Here is a 17,491-nt window from a genome sequence, read left to right as displayed (position 1 = left end):
TAGCTTGCCAAACACAACTGTGATTATGAATGCCTTAAGTACAGAAGTGTTGGGCGATGGTTCACAAGTGACTGGTCTTAAATATAAAGACCGTGCGACTGATGAAGAGCATGTAGTAGAACTTGCAGGGATCTTTGTGCAGATTGGTTTACTGCCAAACACTGACTTCTTAAAAGACAGTGAAGTTGAGTTAACCAACCGTGGCGAGATTATTGTGAATGATCGCAACGAAACCAACGTGCAAGGTGTGTTTGCTGCGGGTGACTGTACGACTGTGCCTTACAAGCAAATCATTATTGCCACAGGTGAAGGTGCTAAAGCATCACTCTCTGCGTTTGATTACATCATCCGTTCTGGACAGTAAAATTCAGTCAAACCAATACGTTTTAACCCAAGCCTAGCATTACAAAATGCTAGGCTTTTTTAATATTAGAGTTACAACTTCTTAACAATTTTCGATCTTTATTAATCAGTTAGTTTATGTTTATATTTTAGACATCCATAATTTTGGATGCCATGAATTAGAAGGAAAAACACAATGAATAAATTACTTGTTGCTTTAGGTCTTGCTGCGACCGTTGCTCTTGTTGGATGTAATAAAGATAAAGCTCCAGAAACAGGCGCGACAACGGGTGAACATTTAGAAAATGCAGCTCAACAAGCAACTGCAGATATCAAATCTGCAGGTAACGAAGCTGCAAGCGATATTGCAACTGCAACTGATAATGCTTCTGCAAAAATCGATGCTGCAACTGACCATGCTGCGGATGCAACTGCTGACGCTGCTGCAAAAACTGAAGCGACTGCTCGTAAAGCAACTGCTGATACAGCTCAAGCTGTTGAAAATACTGCTGCTGAAGTAAAAAAAGATGCTCAACACTAATCTCTAGAAATAAAAAAGCCCCTGTTTATACAGGGGCTTTTTTGAAGCCTAAAAATGATTATGAGATTAGGCCTTCATCACGCATCGCAATTTGTACAGATTGACGTTCTGCAACTTTATTACGTAGTGCAATAATGTGTTTATACGGCGTTAAATCATGCTCAATTGAGTTTGACCAATTTGTTAAAACAAATAGATAAGCATCTGCTGGGCCGAAATTATCATTTACCAAATAATCATAATCAGATTCAGACAAATAGTTATCGATATATTTTAAAAGACGATCAATTTCTGCATAAGCTTTGGTTTTTTCATCACTTGTTAACGGCGCACCAAAGAAGACTGCATACGCATCATGTAATTCAGAGTTCAAATACCCCAACCACTCCAATACTTTCGCACGGCCCATCCCTGACGGCGGAATCAAATCTTGTTTAGGGTCATGCTGAGCAAGAAACGGTAAAATCGCAACATTTTCAGTTAACATTAAACCTGGGTTAATTTCTAAAGCTGGTACATATCCTTTTGGATTGATTTCGTAATAATCCGCGCCTTTTTCTGTTTTATGTGTTTTTAAATCTACTCGTTCTAAGTCAAAATCAACATTAATTTCATTTAAAATAATATGTGCAGCTAAAGAACATGCGCCTGGCGAATAATATAATTTCATATCTGATCCTTGTTATCTCATATTAACGTTTTAAATTGCTTCTAGAAAACCTGCAAGGTTTGCCCAATTCTTTAATTGTAAAAAAGCGTAAATTTATAAAATACTTACACCATCTAATATTCTTGAAAAAGTTATTCCTTGCAAGTTGTCTTGCGTGACGATTGTTTAAAATATGATAAAACACATTTGCGTCACGCATTTTTTCCGTTAATTACGCTTAAAAAGTTGGCTAAGCCAATTCATTAATTCAGATAAGAAATCAAAAATACCATTTTTCTTATCGTCATCAGGATGACTTGAGTCTTTTCCATTTAAATCTAGATCGACAATTACAGGGTCATGATCCGAAGAACGATAAGCATCTTCACCATAGAACAACGCCTTTTGCTCATCTGTTTTATATTCTTCGTTATAGTCTAAAGCCGTTGGCTCATCAGCATTGATATGCCATGCAAAGGTTCTCACTACTTTTGGATATAAAGAAGCATCAGCAATTGCATGATCTAGGTTACCTGCTCCCCCATTACCGTTGGCATCACTTGCAACACCAAAAACATAGCTATATGCCTGAGTGCCCTGACCTACCTTAGTGTCATTAAGTAAAACTTTATAATTCGCTTTTTCAAATGACAAAATAGGTTCTTCTTTTGCATAACTGTTCATATCCCCTACAAGTAAAGCATTTTGCTTAGGCACTTGAGTTGGATTTTTCGCTAACCACTGCACAATTTGATCAACTGCTTTTACACGGGTTGGGTTCCAGCAGCCTTGACCATCTTTTTGGTCAGCGTCAGTAGAACTAGCATCAACTCCGCTACAGCTTTTCGATTTCAAGTGGTTTGGAATAACAGTAAACGTTTTATTACCACGAACGGCTTGGAAACTTTGCGCCAAAGTTGTTCGGTTCTTGTCGCCTAAATCAAGCACAACAGGTTTATTTAAGGGTTTAACACGTTTGCTGTTATAAATAATAGCAACTGCGATTGCATCACCACCTAAACGGTCTAGATTTTCAGGAACCACATATTTCCAATCGCTACCTAAAGCTTTGGTCAAATTGGCAATTGCACTGTTAGGCCCATAACCATTGTTCGCAATTTCCATTAAACCGTAAACATCGGCATCAATCGCTTTTAATGCACTCACAATTTTACGATGCTGTTTATCAAACTCAGCTTGTGTTGTCGCACCACGCTCTGTTGGAAAACCTGTTGCACCATTGTCATAGTTCAAAACGTTAAATGAAGCTACACGAATGTGATTAGCATTTTTAGTAAGGACGCTTTGACGCGGGTTTGTTTGAGTAATAACTTCAGGCTGATTACGTCCAAGCACAGGTTGTACACGCCAACCATTAAAACGGTACTCTAAAATACCTTCAGCATTTTTAAGTTGATAACCCGAGCGTAACGTATTGGCAGCGCTAAAATTGCTTGGTAACCATGGTGTACGGTTTTGATTGTTATAACCATCATCAAAAATAATTTTCGATAATAAATTTTTCTGAGCTAGAGCTTTGGCTTCAGGAGATAACGCTGGATATAAATTGGTTGGAATATATAAACGGCCTAAACTCAGCGATAACTCACCATAACGACCATAATTGTAGTTCTCACTCACCGTTAAAGTCTGAGGTAATTTGACCAACATACCTTGATAACGCTGCGGCGAATTAACTGAGCCACCCGTTAAACTAGCAAACGGAAGTTCGAGACTAATCGGCTGAACTTGATTTGCCATATTGCTATTACAGGTTTGAATATCTTGTTGTAATTGATCTATCTGTAGCTGATTTTGATAGCTTGTTAAACGGCCACGCAAAATAACTTCATCACCAATTTGTCCACCTTTTACCACACTGCTATTTGGAATATAAACAAAAATAGCATTGCTGACATTTGCACGTGCTTTTGTGTCTGGCGTCTGAACATAAAAACCAGAGAAACCATTGGCATAACGATAGTCAGCTGTAATCACACCACGCACAGTATAAGTCTGGTCTTGAGTTGCTGCCGTCAAGTCTGCAATTGGTGTATCTGAGCTTGAACAACTTACCGTTTCAACAGGAGGCTGAGTTGTAGAACCCGATAAATTTGAAAAGTCATTTCGGTTTGTCCAAGCCGACCATGAATGGTCCAAATCAAATGCTGCGGTTGCATCCACACTTAAAGCTGGGTTTTCTGTTTCAATACGCTTAAAACTATTTCCTAAGCTTGAAACTGCCGTCCCCCATCCCGCTACTGGGCGTTCACCAATACGGCCAAAACGGTCTACAGGCGTACCTTTATAAACGAGTACAACCGCATCATCTCCATTAAAAGATAGTGCTGCCACCTGATTAACTTTACTTCCAAGCTCAGTTTGCAACTCTGAGCGCCCCACTAAAAACTTCTGCTTACTCGCGAGTGTGCCTTGTAAACGAAAAGCCACTGTCTTTGCTGTACCACCATTATTAAATTGTTGAATCTCATAATCGGCTAAATTAACGGTAGTGCCGTCCGGATTATAAATTTCCAAGCCTTTTTTATTGCTGCTGCCATCCACATATTGACTAAACATGAGCTGCGCTTGAGCAACTGAGCTATATGAAAATGCACCTAATGCACTTAAAAAGACCGAAAGTGTTCTTAATTGAAAAGTTTTCATGAGTAAAAGTGTTCATATGAGTTTTAATTAGTCTCTTAGAGTAAATATTGATCATGACATCTACATGAAGAAAAACACCGAAACATTTGACTTGATCCCATGAAGACTTAAAATACCGCATTTGAATTTCAATATTGCCAAGGTTATGTCGATCGATCAGTTAGAAACGCAAATTGCAGACTTAGACAATTTGCCTGAACACCGTGAAATTGTGACGTTTATGCGTCGTTCAGCACCACTTAATACGTCTCAACGCACGGCATTAGAACAACATCGCGATTTAATTTTGGAATATCCTGTTGGCGACTTACGTCAACACTTCGAACACCCAGAGCGTCCATTAACTGTTGAAATCGGTTTTGGTATGGGTCGTTCGTTAGTACTTATGGCAAAAGCAAACCCTGAACGCAACTATGTAGGTATTGAAGTCCATGTACCAGGTATTGCTCAATGCCTATATGAAGCAGGTATAGCTGAAGTTAAAAACTTACGTGTACTTGATGCAGACGCGATTCAGGTTCTACGTGAAATGCCAGACAACAGCATTAACTGCGTACAACTTTACTTCCCTGACCCTTGGCAAAAGAAACGTCATTTTAAACGCCGTTTTGTTGCTCATGAACGTATGCCATTGGTTGAACAAAAACTTGAGCTTGGTGGTACGTTCCATGCTGCAACAGATTGGGAACCGTATGCTGAATGGATGCTAGATGTATTAGATAATCGTCCGAACCTTGAAAACTTGGCAGGTAAAGGCAACAGCTACCCTCGTCCAGACTGGCGCCCAGTGACTAAGTTTGAACGCCGTGGTATTGAGTCAGGTCATAAGATTAATGACTTTATCTTTAAGAAGATTAAGTAAATAATAAAAAAGGCTTAGTAATAAACTAAGCCTTTTCTTTTTTATATTAAAAAGAAAATAAATATATATCTTATCTATAGTATTTCTTCTTTCTAATTAATAATTGCCAATCGAGCCAAATCTAGCTATTTATAGGAACTAGTACTTGCCATACTAAAAATACTAAGGACAACCCATGTTAAAAATTTTAGGACGTGATAATTCCATCAATGTTCGCAAAGTCTTATGGCTGTGTGAAGAATTAAATCTTGAATATGAAAGAGAAGATTGGGGACGAGGCTTTCGCTCTGCTCAATCACCTGAATATTTACAATTAAACCCAAATGGTCAAATTCCTGTTGTTTTAGATGGTGATTTAGTCCTTTGGCAATCCAACAGTATTATCCGTTATCTGGCAAATGCCTACGATAGAGAGCATCTGCTTTACCCTACTCAAGCGAAAGAAAGATTCTTTGTTGATCAGTGGATTGATTGGCAAGCGATCGAGCTGAATAACAGCTGGACTTATACCATTATGTCTCTCTTGAGACATTCACCAGATCATCAAGACCCGAATTTGTTGCAACAAGGCATTGATGACTGGAATCATCATATGCAGATTCTTGATCAACAACTTGCAAAAACTCAAGCCTATGTTGCAGGAACTGAGTTCACTCTAGCGGATATTCCAATTGGTCTATCTGTACAGCGCTGGAAAGCCACTCCTTTTGACCATCCAATGCTTAAACATGTCGACCAATATTTTGAACGTTTAAATCAGCGTGCTGGCTTCTTAAAATGGGGCAATAACGGCGAACCTTAATTTTTAAATAAACTTTAGTCCGAGTGATGGCGGTGCAAGATGCCATCACTTAAAAGTTGATAGACCTGCTTTAAATCATCTTGATTTGCTTGAGCTAATAAGTCTTGATGCATTGACAAAATGTTTTGATCGCCTCGTACTGCTGGCCCTGTTTGCATTTGCTTTGGATCATTTTCAGTGGCTTTTTTTGCTGTTTCCAAAATTAAAGGATAGAGCAAACTAAAGTCGACCTGCTCTTTATCTACAACCTGTTTTGCCATATCAAAACAGTAATTACTAAAGTTACAAGCGAACACAGCCGCTAAGTGTAAAGTTAAACGCTGTTTCGAGGTATATTGATAAACTCTATTGCTTAGGCTATTTGCTAAATCTGAAAGTATTTCCTGATCGACATTTGTTATTGCTTCAACAAATAACGGCGTTGCAGACCAATCAACTTCTCTTTCAAAGCTAAAAGTTTGTAATGGATAAAACACCCCTGCTTTTTCATGTACATGACTGATGACTTCAATAGCAGTACTACCCGAGGTGTGAACAATAAGTGTTTCGGGAAAGAATTCATGTACCTCTTTTACAAGTTCTGCAATTGCACTGTCTGAAACCGCTAGAATGATAAGATCGGTCGATTGGAATTGTTGAAGAGAATGGCATGCTTTTGCTTGAATTTTCTCTGCAAATTTTTGGGTCTTATCAAAATCACGCGCATAGACTTGTGTGATGTTATGACCTTGGCCCAATAAAGCCTTTGCTAAATGAAAGGCCACTCGCCCACTTCCAACCAAACTGATTTTCATATCAATCCAACATTATTTGTTTCAACAAAAAAGCTTCTCAAAATGAGAAGCTTTTTTCAAATTAAAATAACTAATTTTTCATAAATCAGTTGATTATTGAGCTACTGAAAACTCGATACGACGGTTTTTAAAGCGGCCTTCTTCTGTCGTGTTTTCTGCAACTGGCTGATCAGAACCATGGCCTTGTGCCACTAATTTAGATGCGTCTACACCTTTAGATGTCAAATAATCTACCACTGCTTGAGCACGGCGTTGAGATAAAGCTTTATTTGCAGCAGCATTACCTGTTGAATCGGTATGGCCGCCTACATTTAATTTGACACTAGTTACTTTATTTAAAAGTGTTGCAGCTTGATCAAGAATGGCTTTGTTATCCGCAGGTATATCACTTGAACCACTCGCAAAATTAATAATTTGCAAGTTAAGCGCTTTCACCAAAGCATCTACATCGACATTGTTCGGATCAATTGAGCCTAGAGCAGTTTGCGAAGCACTTAAGCTATTGCTTACAGACTGCTCAACTGTTGCTGGTGCAGCACCGACAACCTCAGTATGTGGCACCAATGCTTTTACTTTTGCAGTTAAAGCTTCTAATGCTGCCGCATCACCCGCTTTCAAAGTGATTTTGTCGCCTACCCATTCTAAAGATGCATTTGGCACACCTTTTAATGCACCTAACACACCAGCAAGTGCATCTTTATCTGTAAATGAAGCCGCATAAGTTTGGCTTGTATCTACATTACAATCTTGAGTTGTCGAGAAAACCTTTTTAACGTCCGTTTGTAGCGTTGCCAAGAAGCCTTGATCGCCAATCCCAGCCTGACACTGACTTACCGTTCCTTTATCATCTGTACTTAACGTTAAACTTGCGGGTGCAGCAGCAGCTTCAACACCACTTGCAGCCGTCGGTTCTGGTGCTGGTACAGCTTCTTTATGCTGGCAAGAACGCCACAACCAAGCAATGATAAGACCCAGAATAATTAGGGCAATAATAGGTAAGAACCCACGCGACTTACCGGTATTTTCAGTTGTAGCTGCAAGCGGAGGTGCCGTTGATGGTGTGACAGAAGACAAGCCTGCACCCAGTCCCAGAGGAGCTAATAGACCCACTGCCCATGCCGGTAAATATGAACGAATGGTATCTGCATGCTGACGTAAATAATTTACAATACTTTGCTGATCATTTCCGGCAACATCTGAAATTGCATTAAGGCTAGGTTTAATTGCGCTATTGAGTGTACTTTCTATTTCATTATTTGGTGCTGTACCACTTAAATGAGTAAGCACAGTATTCTTGATTTGGTCATTATGAGAAAAAAGGTCTGATAACGAGGGAGCCAAACTGTTTTTCAATTGTCCAATAAGGTCAGGTTTAGCAGCTAATAATGAAAGTAAAATTGGATAAAACTTAGATAAAGCATTCGATTTTTCGCCGAGGTATCCGTCCTGGTTATTTAATAATGTTGATGATACTTTTTCTTTAAGCAGTTCTATAGGGTTTATCGACATTGATTATTCTCCCGAATCTTATAAGTCGTAACCAGCAACTTTTGATTATTCAAATACTTCTCTTTGCTGATAGTTTTTTATTCTAATCTGTGCTCATTCTTTTGTTGTTTTTTAAATAATTTATATACAATTTTCCATCTATTATTTACAAAACAGGTAGACCTCATTGATCTACCTGTTCATATTTTAAATTTACTTTAAGTAAGTACTTTATCAGTTAACAAAAGTTTGAAGTACTTTGCCCGTCAAGGTTTGCCCCAACAATGGGGTATTTTTCCCTTGCGATAAAATGGTGTCTTTGTTTACTGTCCAGCTTAAAGTCGGATCTACTAACACCCATCCGGCTTCATCTTCCCAACGCGTGGTCATATTGGCAACCTGCGCTGGTACGCTGGTTACTTTAGCAACCCATTCTAGAGGTTCGAATAAACCTTCATTGATGAGTTGAATACCTAAAGATACATAGGTATCAAAAGCGGTAATACCCGGCTGAGTTTCTGCAAATGGCGCCATTTTTGCCGAACTGCTTAAAGGCTCATGGTGCGTACAAATTGCATCAATTACGCCTTCTTTTAACCCTTGACGTAAAAGTTCTTTATCTTGCTCAGAACGCAATGGTGGGCGAACGTGTGCCAGTGAGTTGAAACCGTCTGTTAAGTGTTCGGTTAAATGTAATTGGTGCATTGCAACATCAGCAGTCACAGGTAAGCCTTTTGCTTTTGCTGCACGGATTAATTCAACCGATGCACCACAAGACAACAAACCGAAGTGAGCTTTTACGCCAGTTGCTTCAATCATCAGCAAATATTTTGCAATCGCTACAGTTTCAGCAAGCGCCGGAATCATCGGCAGACCTTGGCGAGAGGCAATAAAGCCTTCGTGTGTACATCCATCTTTAGCAATTTGTGGTTCTTCGGCATAAAACACAACCGTTAAGCCAAGACCAGCTGCATATTCCAAAGTACGAATAACCACATCATCATTTTCAAAAGCAGCATTCGCATTTGAAACAGCCGTACAACCACCCTTTTTAAGACCGGCCATATTTGCAGGTTGTTTACCATTTAAGCCTTGGGTTTGAGCACCAATAATATGCATATGAATGCCGCCATCAAGCCATGCCTTTTCAATCAAGCCATGAATAAGCGCACCGTTGTCTTGCACAATCGGCTTTGAATCTGGTGGAGTAATGACGTGCAAAATACCATTAGCACGTGCTGCCTTTCCTTCAGATTTAAGTGTACCGTGTTGTTGTTGACCAGGTTCACGTAAACGTGCACACAAATCAACCATGGTTGGCATTAACCATTTACCTTGACCATCGATGGTTTGCTCAACTTGCTCTACCGGAGCAACAAACTTGCCATTTTCAATATATACAGTTTGTACGTTGTCTATTTTCTGGATTGGGTCTAACACACGTACATTTTCAATTTTTACGATACTCATGTGATCCATTCCTTACAACGTAATCGCTTCAATTAAACCTTGCTCTTGGAGTTGGCCTTGCATTGATAAAGCCAATACAGCCATACGAACAGCAATACCGTTGGTGACTTGTTTCAAAATAACCGACTGGTCTCCATCAGCAACACTTGAATCAATTTCTACACCACGATTCATTGGCCCCGGGTGCATTACAATACAGTCTGGTTTAGCTAAACCAAGACGTTCTTTGTTTAAGCCATACATTCTATAAAATTCAGACTGTGAAGATAATGCCGGAGAGTCAATACGCTCATTTTGAATACGTAGAGCAATAATCACATCACAATCTGCGATCCCTGCATCCATGTTATTAAACAACCGGACATGCTCGCCATATTCCGAAAAACCCACTGGCAATAATGTATTCGGTGCAATCACGCGAATATCTTTACAACCTAGAGTTTGTAATGCTGCTACATCAGAACGTGCTACGCGAGAGTGTTTGATGTCTCCAATAATCGCAACACTCAACTCTTCAAACGGTTTCTTTGTTTCACGGCGAATGGTAAGCATATCAAGCATCGCTTGCGTTGGATGGGCATGACGGCCATCTCCAGCATTAATAATTGCGACTTTTGGACATACATCTTTAGCAATGAAATGTGCAGCGCCCGAAGATGAATGGCGGACAACAAAAATATCGGCAGCCATTGCTTCAAGGTTCCAAAGCGTATCTCGTAGCGTTTCACCTTTTGAAGTACTTGAACGTGCAATATCAATATTCAATACATTGGCAGACAAGCGTTTTGCTGCTGCTTCAAAAGTAGTACGAGTACGGGTGGAGTTTTCAAAGAAAAGATTCATAACCGTCAATCCCTCTAAGAGCGGGCGGTTAATTAAATTATTATTATCATCTAAAAAGCTTTGTGCGGTATCTAAAATCTTCGTGAGGTTTTCTTTTGAAAGTCCCTCAATTGTTAAAAAATGTTTTAAATTTCCGTCCTGATTGAGCTGAACCTGGCTCGGCTGATGCAACGCTGCAATATGCATAATGGATTCCTATGGGTCGAATCGCGAAAACGTGCATAGTGTAGCTGAATTCCGCTCTTTTCGCAGAAGAACTTTACAGAATAAGACCCTAAATTGACCAAAATTTAAGGTCTTATTCGAGATTACCTTAAAGCACCAATATAATGATGTGGAACTTGTGCTCGATAAATGTCTTCGGCTGTTATTTCTGGCTCTTCATCGACCTTAGCCACAGCGAGTGTTTCTTTTTGAGGAGGTTCTGGCAGTGTGTCAACTAACGATCTTAATCGCTCAACACATCGTTTTAATTCATCATCCTCTGTTTCTAACGCCACCGTAATTACATATTTTGCATAATCTTTATTTTGAATTACATACATTGCATCTATTACCCGCCCTGTCACTCTACGCATACGTACATATATTTGTGTGGCCACTGAGAAAGCATCCGCATTAGCAATAAAACCATTCCCCATCATGTCTTTCATTTATAACGTCCCCATCCATTAAAATTATAAAAATGGTTAAAAATCGACTTTGTCTGTTAAATAAATAACCATCAATAATCTTGGTCTAGCAAAATACATACCAATTACAAGGTATTACTCTTTAAAAATCAGTTTATTGGTTGCTAAATGATAGGTTGCAATAATTTAAAAACCTTTAGACATCAAAATACGTTAAACTTTGCATTGTTAATATTTATATGTTTTGGTCAATCGAGTTTATGAATACCTCTTTACGTTTAAACCACTATTGGATTACTTGTGCTGATGGTTTAGAACCCCTCTTACAAGAAGAAATAGAACAACTTGGCACCAAAGTGACAGAACGTAAAGCAGGACGTTTAATCATTGAAGGGACGCTTGAACAAGCTTACCGCATTTGTATGTGGTCGCGTCTCGCTTCTCGTGTTTTACTTCCTATTCATACTTATGAACTTGATTTTACGCACGATGCACGTGATGTCGCAGAAGAACTCTACGAAGGTGCAATGAGCTTTGACTGGTCACTTGTTTTTGCACCACAAAGTACCTTTGCAATTCGCTTGCATGCAGAACGTGAAATCATGGTCAATTCGCAATTTGCTACACTACGTGTAAAAGATGGCGTTGTTGATTCTTTTATGGAAGCTGTAGGCCGCCGTCCTAGCATTGACACCAAACAACCAGAAATTACGATCTACGCTTTAGCAGGTAAAACTGAACATACCTACTGTCTAGATTTATCAGGTGATTCGCTACATAAACGTGGCTACCGCCGTTATATGACAGATGCACCAATTAAAGAAAACCTTGCTGCGGCAATTTTGCAAAAAGCTCAGCTCAAACAGCGTAATCCAGAAATCATACTCGACCCAATGTGTGGTTCGGGCACATTTATCATTGAAGCATTAATGATTTTAACTGACCGCGCACCAGGGCTTGTTCGCCGTTTTGGATTTAATGGCTGGCATGGTCATGACCGCGACCTTTGGCTTTCACTTAAAGCAGAAGCAGCTGAACGCCACGAAAAGGCACTTCAATTACCTTTACCTAAATTTTATGCCTACGATGCAGACTGGGAAGCAATTAAAGCAACCCGTGAAAACATTATTGCGGCAGGCTTTGAAAATTTGTTAGGTCAGATTCAAATCGAAGAGCGTACTTTAGCGGATTGGCCAGATTTTGCTGCTGAAGGCAAAACTGCATTTATTGTGACTAACCCGCCTTATGGTGAACGTTTAGGTGAAAAAGCTTCAAACCGTTCTCTATACTTAGGTTTATCAGCGCTTTTACAAAAACATTTCCCAAATCAATATGCAGCAGTTATTGCAGCTCAAATTGAACAATCTGATGTTCTAGCCTTTGAAGCGCCTGAAACCTTACGCTTAATGAATGGTAAGTTGCCAATTTATATTCGTTTCGGCGTAATCAAACCAGAAAAAGTAACTCAACCATTTTTAGCAACTTGGCAAGCTCAACCTATTGAAATGGAAGAAGCTCAAGACTTCGCTAATCGTTTGCAAAAAAATATGACTGCCTTGAAAAAATGGGCAACGAAAGAAAATGTTTATTGCTTACGTTTGTATGATGCAGACTTACCTGACTTTAATGTCGCTGTTGACTTATATGGTGACCGTTTACATGTTCAGGAATACGCACCACCAAAAACAATTGATCCAGAAAAAGCTAAAAAACGTTTTAATTTAGCACTTGCTGCAATTCGTGCTGTTACTGGTTTAAACCGTGATGCCATCTTTATTAAGACACGTGCACGCCAAACTGGTACAACTCAATATACGAAACAAAGTACAGCTTCAAAACGTTTTATCGTTCAAGAAGGTAAAGCTAAAATTTTAGTTAACCTGACTGATTACCTAGACACAGGTTTATTCCTTGATCACCGACAAATGCGTTTACGTATTGCTCAAGAGGCACGTGGTAAACACTTCTTGAACTTATATAGTTACACGTCTACAGCAAGCTTACATGCTGCGCTTGGCGGTGCTGCAAGTACAACAAGTGTCGATTTATCTAACACTTACCTAAACTGGTCAAAAGAAAACTTTGTTCTAAATGGCTTAACTGTAGATCATGCAGATGAACAACATATGTTCTTTGCTAGTGACTGTTTTGAGTGGTTAAAAGAAGGTCATGAACAATACGACCTTATTTTTATTGATCCACCAACATTCTCAAACTCTAAAAAATTCTATGGTACATTCGATGTACAACGTGACCACATCTCACTGATTAAGCGTGCAATGAACCGTTTGCACAGTGAGGGTACGCTCTATTTCTCGAATAACTATCGCGGTTTTGAAATGGACGAAGAAATTGAAGCTATTTTTCAGGTTGAAGAAATCACTTCTGAAACAATTGGCCTTGATTTTAAACGTAATCAAAAAATCCACCGTGCGTGGAAAATTCAGCACCCTGCTCTAGATCAATATTAATGAGCTTAGAGGTTATTATTACTTCACGGTAATAATAACCTCACCATGAACATTTTTTGACTCAAAATCATAACGTGTAAATCGATCTGCTCTTTCAGGTAATGCAATCATTTCTAACTTCTTCTTTTCTTTACTATCAATAACATGATTTTGTTTTTGTTCTTGATAAGGAGAAAGTACGCTAGTTCTAAGCGCATCCCATCGAACCTGCTGTAAATAGTTATCTCCTAACGCCTGACGTACTTGTTGTTGTTCTATCGCAGGTTTTTTAGCATCATCCTGAGCTTTCGCAATAATGACGGGTAAAGATGTCGTTATCGCTCCAGTTTGAGTTGCAAGCGCACTTTCCGACATTGGTTGTACTGCCCATGTATTTGATAATAATATAGACACGCCGCTCAAAATTGCCAGCATACACCCTTGTTTATTGTTCATTTCCTTCATCCTAAAATTGTTATTGTTTGTTATATCGAACAAAATTAACAATTTTTTAAGCATGTCGCAATGTTATAAATAAACTTCCCGACAGTTAACATTGATCATTTTTAAACCTGACTTTTTTCACAGGCATTTTGTGAATATTCAAGTAGTTTTATAGATTTTTATCACACACTTGAATGACACCTTTAAATCACTTACTGTGATTTTGTAATTTATCTGTGAATTGAATTTATTTATAAATAAACACCATTCGAGGTGAAATAATGCTTCAGCACTGCTGCCAACTATTAGAAGATCGTCAACTCAAAATTGCATTTATTGAAAGTGCCAGTTCTGGTTATTTAACGAGTCAATTTTCCATTCATAAAAATAGTGGTGCAGACATTTTACTTGGTGGTTTAGTGAGTTACGACCCCAGCATTAAAGTTAGTATTTTAAATATCGATCCAAAGTTAATAGAGACCTACACGGCCGAGTCGCCACAAGTCACAGAACAAATGTGTAGGCTGGGCCAAACGTTATTTCAACAAGCAGATCTTATTGTAAGTTGTACGGGTCTATTAAAATCTGGAGGAAGTGAAACCACAGAAAAGCCTGTAGGTACTTTTTTTATTTGTATTTCTTATCAAGAACGTATTTATCATTACCATTATTTTTTATCTGGCCACTCCGAACAAAAATTAAAAACATTAACTCAGAAAGTTTCAGATGCCTTAGTCGCTTTACTCACAACAACACAAACATCCTTATCATAAAAAAAAGAGAATATGTTTCCATATTCTCTTTTCGGTTTTAGCAGAAAAAGTTTAGATAAGTTTCATTTTATCGAAGACTAAATGCCCATTTTCGCCTTTAACTAAAATGGTATCGCCTGCGACAAAATCACCCGATAAGATTTTTTGAGCTAATGTGTTTTCAATCTGTTGTTGAATCGCACGTTTTAACGGGCGCGCGCCATATACAGGGTCGAAACCAGCATCAATCAATAAATCAAAGGCTGTATCATCTACATTCAAGCTCATATCACGATCAACAAGTCGTGAACGTAATCGATCCAACTGAATATCGGCAATGCCTCGAATTTGTGCTTTTTTGAGTGAATGGAAAATCACAAGCTCATCAATCCGGTTAATAAATTCCGGACGGAAATGCTGACTTACCGCACTCATTACAATAGCACGTACTTCATCGTCAGTTGCACCCTCACCTAGCTCACGTACATCTTGTGAACCCAAGTTCGAAGTCATCACAATCACAGTGTTTTTAAAGTCTACTACTCGACCTTGTGAGTCTGTTAAACGTCCATCATCCAACACTTGTAGCAAGATATTGAATACATCTGGATGCGCTTTTTCAACCTCATCAAATAGCACCACACTATATGGTTTACGGCGAACAGCTTCGGTTAAAACACCACCTTCTTCATAACCCACATAACCCGGAGGCGCACCAACCAAACGGCTCACCGAATGTTTCTCCATGAATTCACTCATATCGATACGAATCATGGCATCATCACTGTCAAACAAAAAGTTCGCTAGCGCTTTTGTTAACTCAGTTTTACCAACACCTGTTGGCCCCAAGAACAAGAATGAACCACTTGGACGATTCGGATCGGACAAGCCTGCACGCGAACGACGAACGGCATTCGAAACGGCAACCACAGCTTCATCTTGCCCTACAACGCGGTCATGTAAAAAACCTTCCATATTGAGTAGTTTTTCACGCTCGCCTTGCAGCATTTTCGCAACCGGAATTCCTGTTGCGGCACTAACGACTTCAGCAATTTCATTTTCAGTCACTTTAGTACGAATAAGTTTTGGCTCTTCGTTTTCTTCTGCAACTTCGTCTTGCTCAAGTTGTTTTTGAAGCTCTGGAATTACACCATATTGTAAACGTGCTGCTTCAGCCAAATCACCCTCACGCTGAGCCTTCTCAAAAGCAATACGCGCTTTATCAAGTTCAACCTGAGCCTGTTTAGTACCTTCGACAAGAGTCTTTTCAGATTTCCAGATTTCTTCAAGATCGTTGTATTCTTTCTCGACTTCAGCAATCTGTTTTTCAAGATGAGTGACTTCAGCTTTACTGCCTACATCTTCATCTTTTTTTACAGCTTCCAATTGCATCTTCAACTGGATTAAACGGCGATCAAGCTTATCAAGCGCTTCTGGTTTAGAGTCAATTTCCATCTTAATACGAGAAGCTGCCTCATCAATCAAGTCAATTGCTTTATCTGGTAATTGACGATCAGTGATGTAACGATGAGACATTTTAGCCGCTGCAATAATCGCTGAGTCTAAAATTTGCACACCATGGTGAGTAGCATATTTCTCTTTTAGACCACGTAAAATCGCAATGGTATCTTCAACGCTTGGCTCATCAACCAACACTTTTTGGAAACGACGCTCTAATGCAGCATCTTTTTCAATATATTGGCGATATTCATCTAAAGTTGTCGCACCCACACAGCGTAACTCACCGCGTGCCAATGCAGGTTTTAACATATTACCTGCATCCATTGCGCCATCACCTTTACCTGCACCTACAAGCGTATGTAGCTCGTCAATAAACAGGATGATTTCGCCTTCATGTTTTGCCAAATCTTTTAAAACAGCTTTTAGACGTTCTTCAAACTCACCACGATATTTAGCACCAGCAAGTAATGAACCTAAATCTAATGATAAAACACGTTTGCTTTTTAAACCTTCTGGTACTTCACCATTTACAATACGCTGTGCCAAACCTTCAACAATAGCGGTTTTACCTACCCCTGGTTCACCAATGAGTACAGGGTTGTTTTTTGTACGACGTGACAAGACCTGAATAGTACGGCGGATTTCGTCATCACGTCCAATCACCGGATCAAGTTTTCCCGATAAAGCACGTTCAGTTAAATCTATCGTATATTTATTAAGTGAGTCACGTTGATCTTCGTGATTATTACTCATGACTTTGTCACTACCTCGAATATGTTCAATTACTTTGCGTAAGCTGTCAGGGGTTACACCTACGGCACTTAAAATATTTTTAGTTTCGCCTGTCTCTGCTAGCCCTAATAGGACCCAGTCAGTTGACAAAAATTCATCACCCGCTTTTTGCGCATATCTATCGGCTAAATTAAGCGCTTTAACAGCTTCAGGGTTTAAATTGACATCCCCAGTCGGATTCGCGATGGTTGGAGCATCTTTTATAGCTTGCTCAAGCTTTTGTTTAAGCTCAGGTAACCGTGCACCTGCTTGTTGCAACAAACTAATATTTGATGGCTCTTCTAATAGGGTAGACAAAATATGAATACCTGCGATTGAGGTATGGTCTTTACCCATCGCTAAAGATTGAGCATCTGAAAGGGCTTGCTGCAAGCGGTTTGTAAATTTTTCAAAACGCATTCTTGTTATTCCTCACAACAAATTTGTACTTGTGTAATAGATGGGAACACTTCTTCGGATTTCAAATAAATTTTTATATATTTTTCATAATGTTAATAAAACA

Annotated in this window: 15 protein-coding genes; 6 read left to right on the top strand and 9 right to left on the bottom strand. The window is 39.2% G+C overall.

The annotated features are described in order from the left end of the window. Both ACINWC141_RS04840 and ACINWC141_RS04835 read left to right on the top strand, forming a co-directional pair. Nucleotides 1-364, top strand: a 364-nt coding sequence (locus ACINWC141_RS04840) for an FAD-dependent oxidoreductase (protein WP_081400019.1), incomplete at its 5' end; no start/stop codon positions are given. 174 nt (nt 365-538) lie between these two features. Further along, the gene (locus ACINWC141_RS04835) at nt 539-883 is read left to right on the top strand and encodes a hypothetical protein (protein ID WP_009388440.1); all 345 of its coding nucleotides are present in this window, start codon (nt 539-541) and stop codon (nt 881-883) included. Between the two features lie 58 nt (nt 884-941). On the opposite strand, the gene ACINWC141_RS04830 is transcribed toward ACINWC141_RS04835, so the two are convergent. Both ACINWC141_RS04830 and ACINWC141_RS04825 read right to left on the bottom strand, forming a co-directional pair. Further along, nucleotides 942-1,553, bottom strand: a complete 612-nt coding sequence (locus tag ACINWC141_RS04830; RefSeq protein WP_009388462.1) for a glutathione binding-like protein — start codon at nt 1,551-1,553, stop codon at nt 942-944. 207 nt (nt 1,554-1,760) lie between these two features. Next, nucleotides 1,761-4,199, bottom strand: a complete 2,439-nt coding sequence (locus ACINWC141_RS04825; protein WP_009388432.1) for an ExeM/NucH family extracellular endonuclease — start codon at nt 4,197-4,199, stop codon at nt 1,761-1,763. Nucleotides 4,200-4,344: 145 nt separating this feature from the next. Here ACINWC141_RS04825 and trmB point away from each other — a divergent pair, with 145 nt between their 5' ends. Continuing rightward, nucleotides 4,345-5,061, top strand: coding sequence for a tRNA (guanosine(46)-N7)-methyltransferase TrmB (trmB, locus tag ACINWC141_RS04820; protein WP_009388435.1), 717 nt, complete (start codon nt 4,345-4,347; stop codon nt 5,059-5,061). Nucleotides 5,062-5,236: 175 nt separating this feature from the next. Beyond that, on the top strand, nt 5,237-5,863 hold the full coding sequence (locus ACINWC141_RS04815; RefSeq protein ID WP_009388453.1) for a glutathione S-transferase family protein: 627 nt from the start codon (nt 5,237-5,239) through the stop codon (nt 5,861-5,863). A 14-nt stretch (nt 5,864-5,877) separates the two neighbouring features. Here the strand turns inward: ACINWC141_RS04815 and ACINWC141_RS04810 are convergent, their stop codons facing one another. From ACINWC141_RS04810 to ACINWC141_RS04790, 5 genes are all read right to left on the bottom strand, one after another. Next, nucleotides 5,878-6,657, bottom strand: coding sequence for a Rossmann-like and DUF2520 domain-containing protein (locus tag ACINWC141_RS04810; RefSeq protein WP_009388406.1), 780 nt, complete (start codon nt 6,655-6,657; stop codon nt 5,878-5,880). A gap of 93 nt (nt 6,658-6,750) precedes the next feature. Beyond that, nucleotides 6,751-8,166, bottom strand: a complete 1,416-nt coding sequence (locus tag ACINWC141_RS04805; RefSeq protein WP_009388444.1) for an OmpA family protein — start codon at nt 8,164-8,166, stop codon at nt 6,751-6,753. 213 nt (nt 8,167-8,379) lie between these two features. Beyond that, nucleotides 8,380-9,615: a dihydroorotase gene (locus ACINWC141_RS04800; RefSeq protein ID WP_009388423.1), complete on the bottom strand. Its 1,236-nt coding sequence runs from the start codon at nt 9,613-9,615 to the stop codon at nt 8,380-8,382. A gap of 12 nt (nt 9,616-9,627) precedes the next feature. Beyond that, the gene (locus ACINWC141_RS04795) at nt 9,628-10,644 is read right to left on the bottom strand and encodes an aspartate carbamoyltransferase catalytic subunit (protein WP_003652674.1); all 1,017 of its coding nucleotides are present in this window, start codon (nt 10,642-10,644) and stop codon (nt 9,628-9,630) included. Nucleotides 10,645-10,766: 122 nt separating this feature from the next. Further along, nucleotides 10,767-11,111 (bottom strand): hypothetical protein, encoded by a 345-nt coding sequence (locus ACINWC141_RS04790; protein WP_009388446.1) that lies wholly within the window; start codon nt 11,109-11,111, stop codon nt 10,767-10,769. 239 nt (nt 11,112-11,350) lie between these two features. Here ACINWC141_RS04790 and rlmKL point away from each other — a divergent pair, with 239 nt between their 5' ends. Further along, complete coding sequence (rlmKL, locus tag ACINWC141_RS04785; protein ID WP_034677681.1) at nt 11,351-13,561, top strand: bifunctional 23S rRNA (guanine(2069)-N(7))-methyltransferase RlmK/23S rRNA (guanine(2445)-N(2))-methyltransferase RlmL; 2,211 nt, start codon at nt 11,351-11,353, stop codon at nt 13,559-13,561. An 18-nt stretch (nt 13,562-13,579) separates the two neighbouring features. On the opposite strand, the gene ACINWC141_RS04780 is transcribed toward rlmKL, so the two are convergent. Then, a complete protein-coding gene (locus ACINWC141_RS04780) occupies nt 13,580-13,996 on the bottom strand; it encodes a hypothetical protein (RefSeq protein ID WP_034677679.1) in 417 nt (138 codons plus the stop codon). A gap of 269 nt (nt 13,997-14,265) precedes the next feature. Here ACINWC141_RS04780 and ACINWC141_RS04775 point away from each other — a divergent pair, with 269 nt between their 5' ends. Continuing rightward, nucleotides 14,266-14,757, top strand: coding sequence for a CinA family protein (locus ACINWC141_RS04775; protein ID WP_009388472.1), 492 nt, complete (start codon nt 14,266-14,268; stop codon nt 14,755-14,757). Nucleotides 14,758-14,808: 51 nt separating this feature from the next. Here ACINWC141_RS04775 and clpB read toward each other — a convergent pair whose 3' ends face one another. After that, nucleotides 14,809-17,388 (bottom strand): ATP-dependent chaperone ClpB, encoded by a 2,580-nt coding sequence (gene clpB, locus ACINWC141_RS04770; protein WP_009388405.1) that lies wholly within the window; start codon nt 17,386-17,388, stop codon nt 14,809-14,811. Nucleotides 17,389-17,491: the final 103 nt, after the last annotated feature.

Source organism: Acinetobacter sp. WC-141 (assembly GCF_000313935.1).
Taxonomy (GTDB): domain Bacteria; phylum Pseudomonadota; class Gammaproteobacteria; order Pseudomonadales; family Moraxellaceae; genus Acinetobacter.
This window is presented reverse-complemented; position numbering and strand designations above follow the sequence as displayed.

Excerpts from the sequence above, each read along its gene's own strand:
- ACINWC141_RS04815 (WP_009388453.1), top strand. The coding sequence starts at position 5,237 with ATGTTAAAAATTTTAGGACGTGATAATTCCATCAATGTTCGCAAAGTC.
- ACINWC141_RS04780 (WP_034677679.1), bottom strand. The coding sequence starts at position 13,996 with ATGAACAATAAACAAGGGTGTATGCTGGCAATTTTGAGCGGCGTGTCT.
- ACINWC141_RS04805 (WP_009388444.1), bottom strand. The coding sequence starts at position 8,166 with ATGTCGATAAACCCTATAGAACTGCTTAAAGAAAAAGTATCATCAACA.
- ACINWC141_RS04830 (WP_009388462.1), bottom strand. The coding sequence starts at position 1,553 with ATGAAATTATATTATTCGCCAGGCGCATGTTCTTTAGCTGCACATATT.
- trmB (WP_009388435.1), top strand. The coding sequence starts at position 4,345 with ATGTCGATCGATCAGTTAGAAACGCAAATTGCAGACTTAGACAATTTG.
- ACINWC141_RS04810 (WP_009388406.1), bottom strand. The coding sequence starts at position 6,657 with ATGAAAATCAGTTTGGTTGGAAGTGGGCGAGTGGCCTTTCATTTAGCA.
- clpB (WP_009388405.1), bottom strand. The coding sequence starts at position 17,388 with ATGCGTTTTGAAAAATTTACAAACCGCTTGCAGCAAGCCCTTTCAGAT.
- ACINWC141_RS04825 (WP_009388432.1), bottom strand. The coding sequence starts at position 4,199 with ATGAAAACTTTTCAATTAAGAACACTTTCGGTCTTTTTAAGTGCATTA.
- ACINWC141_RS04800 (WP_009388423.1), bottom strand. The coding sequence starts at position 9,615 with ATGAGTATCGTAAAAATTGAAAATGTACGTGTGTTAGACCCAATCCAG.
- ACINWC141_RS04775 (WP_009388472.1), top strand. The coding sequence starts at position 14,266 with ATGCTTCAGCACTGCTGCCAACTATTAGAAGATCGTCAACTCAAAATT.
- ACINWC141_RS04835 (WP_009388440.1), top strand. The coding sequence starts at position 539 with ATGAATAAATTACTTGTTGCTTTAGGTCTTGCTGCGACCGTTGCTCTT.
- ACINWC141_RS04790 (WP_009388446.1), bottom strand. The coding sequence starts at position 11,111 with ATGAAAGACATGATGGGGAATGGTTTTATTGCTAATGCGGATGCTTTC.
- ACINWC141_RS04795 (WP_003652674.1), bottom strand. The coding sequence starts at position 10,644 with ATGCATATTGCAGCGTTGCATCAGCCGAGCCAGGTTCAGCTCAATCAG.
- rlmKL (WP_034677681.1), top strand. The coding sequence starts at position 11,351 with ATGAATACCTCTTTACGTTTAAACCACTATTGGATTACTTGTGCTGAT.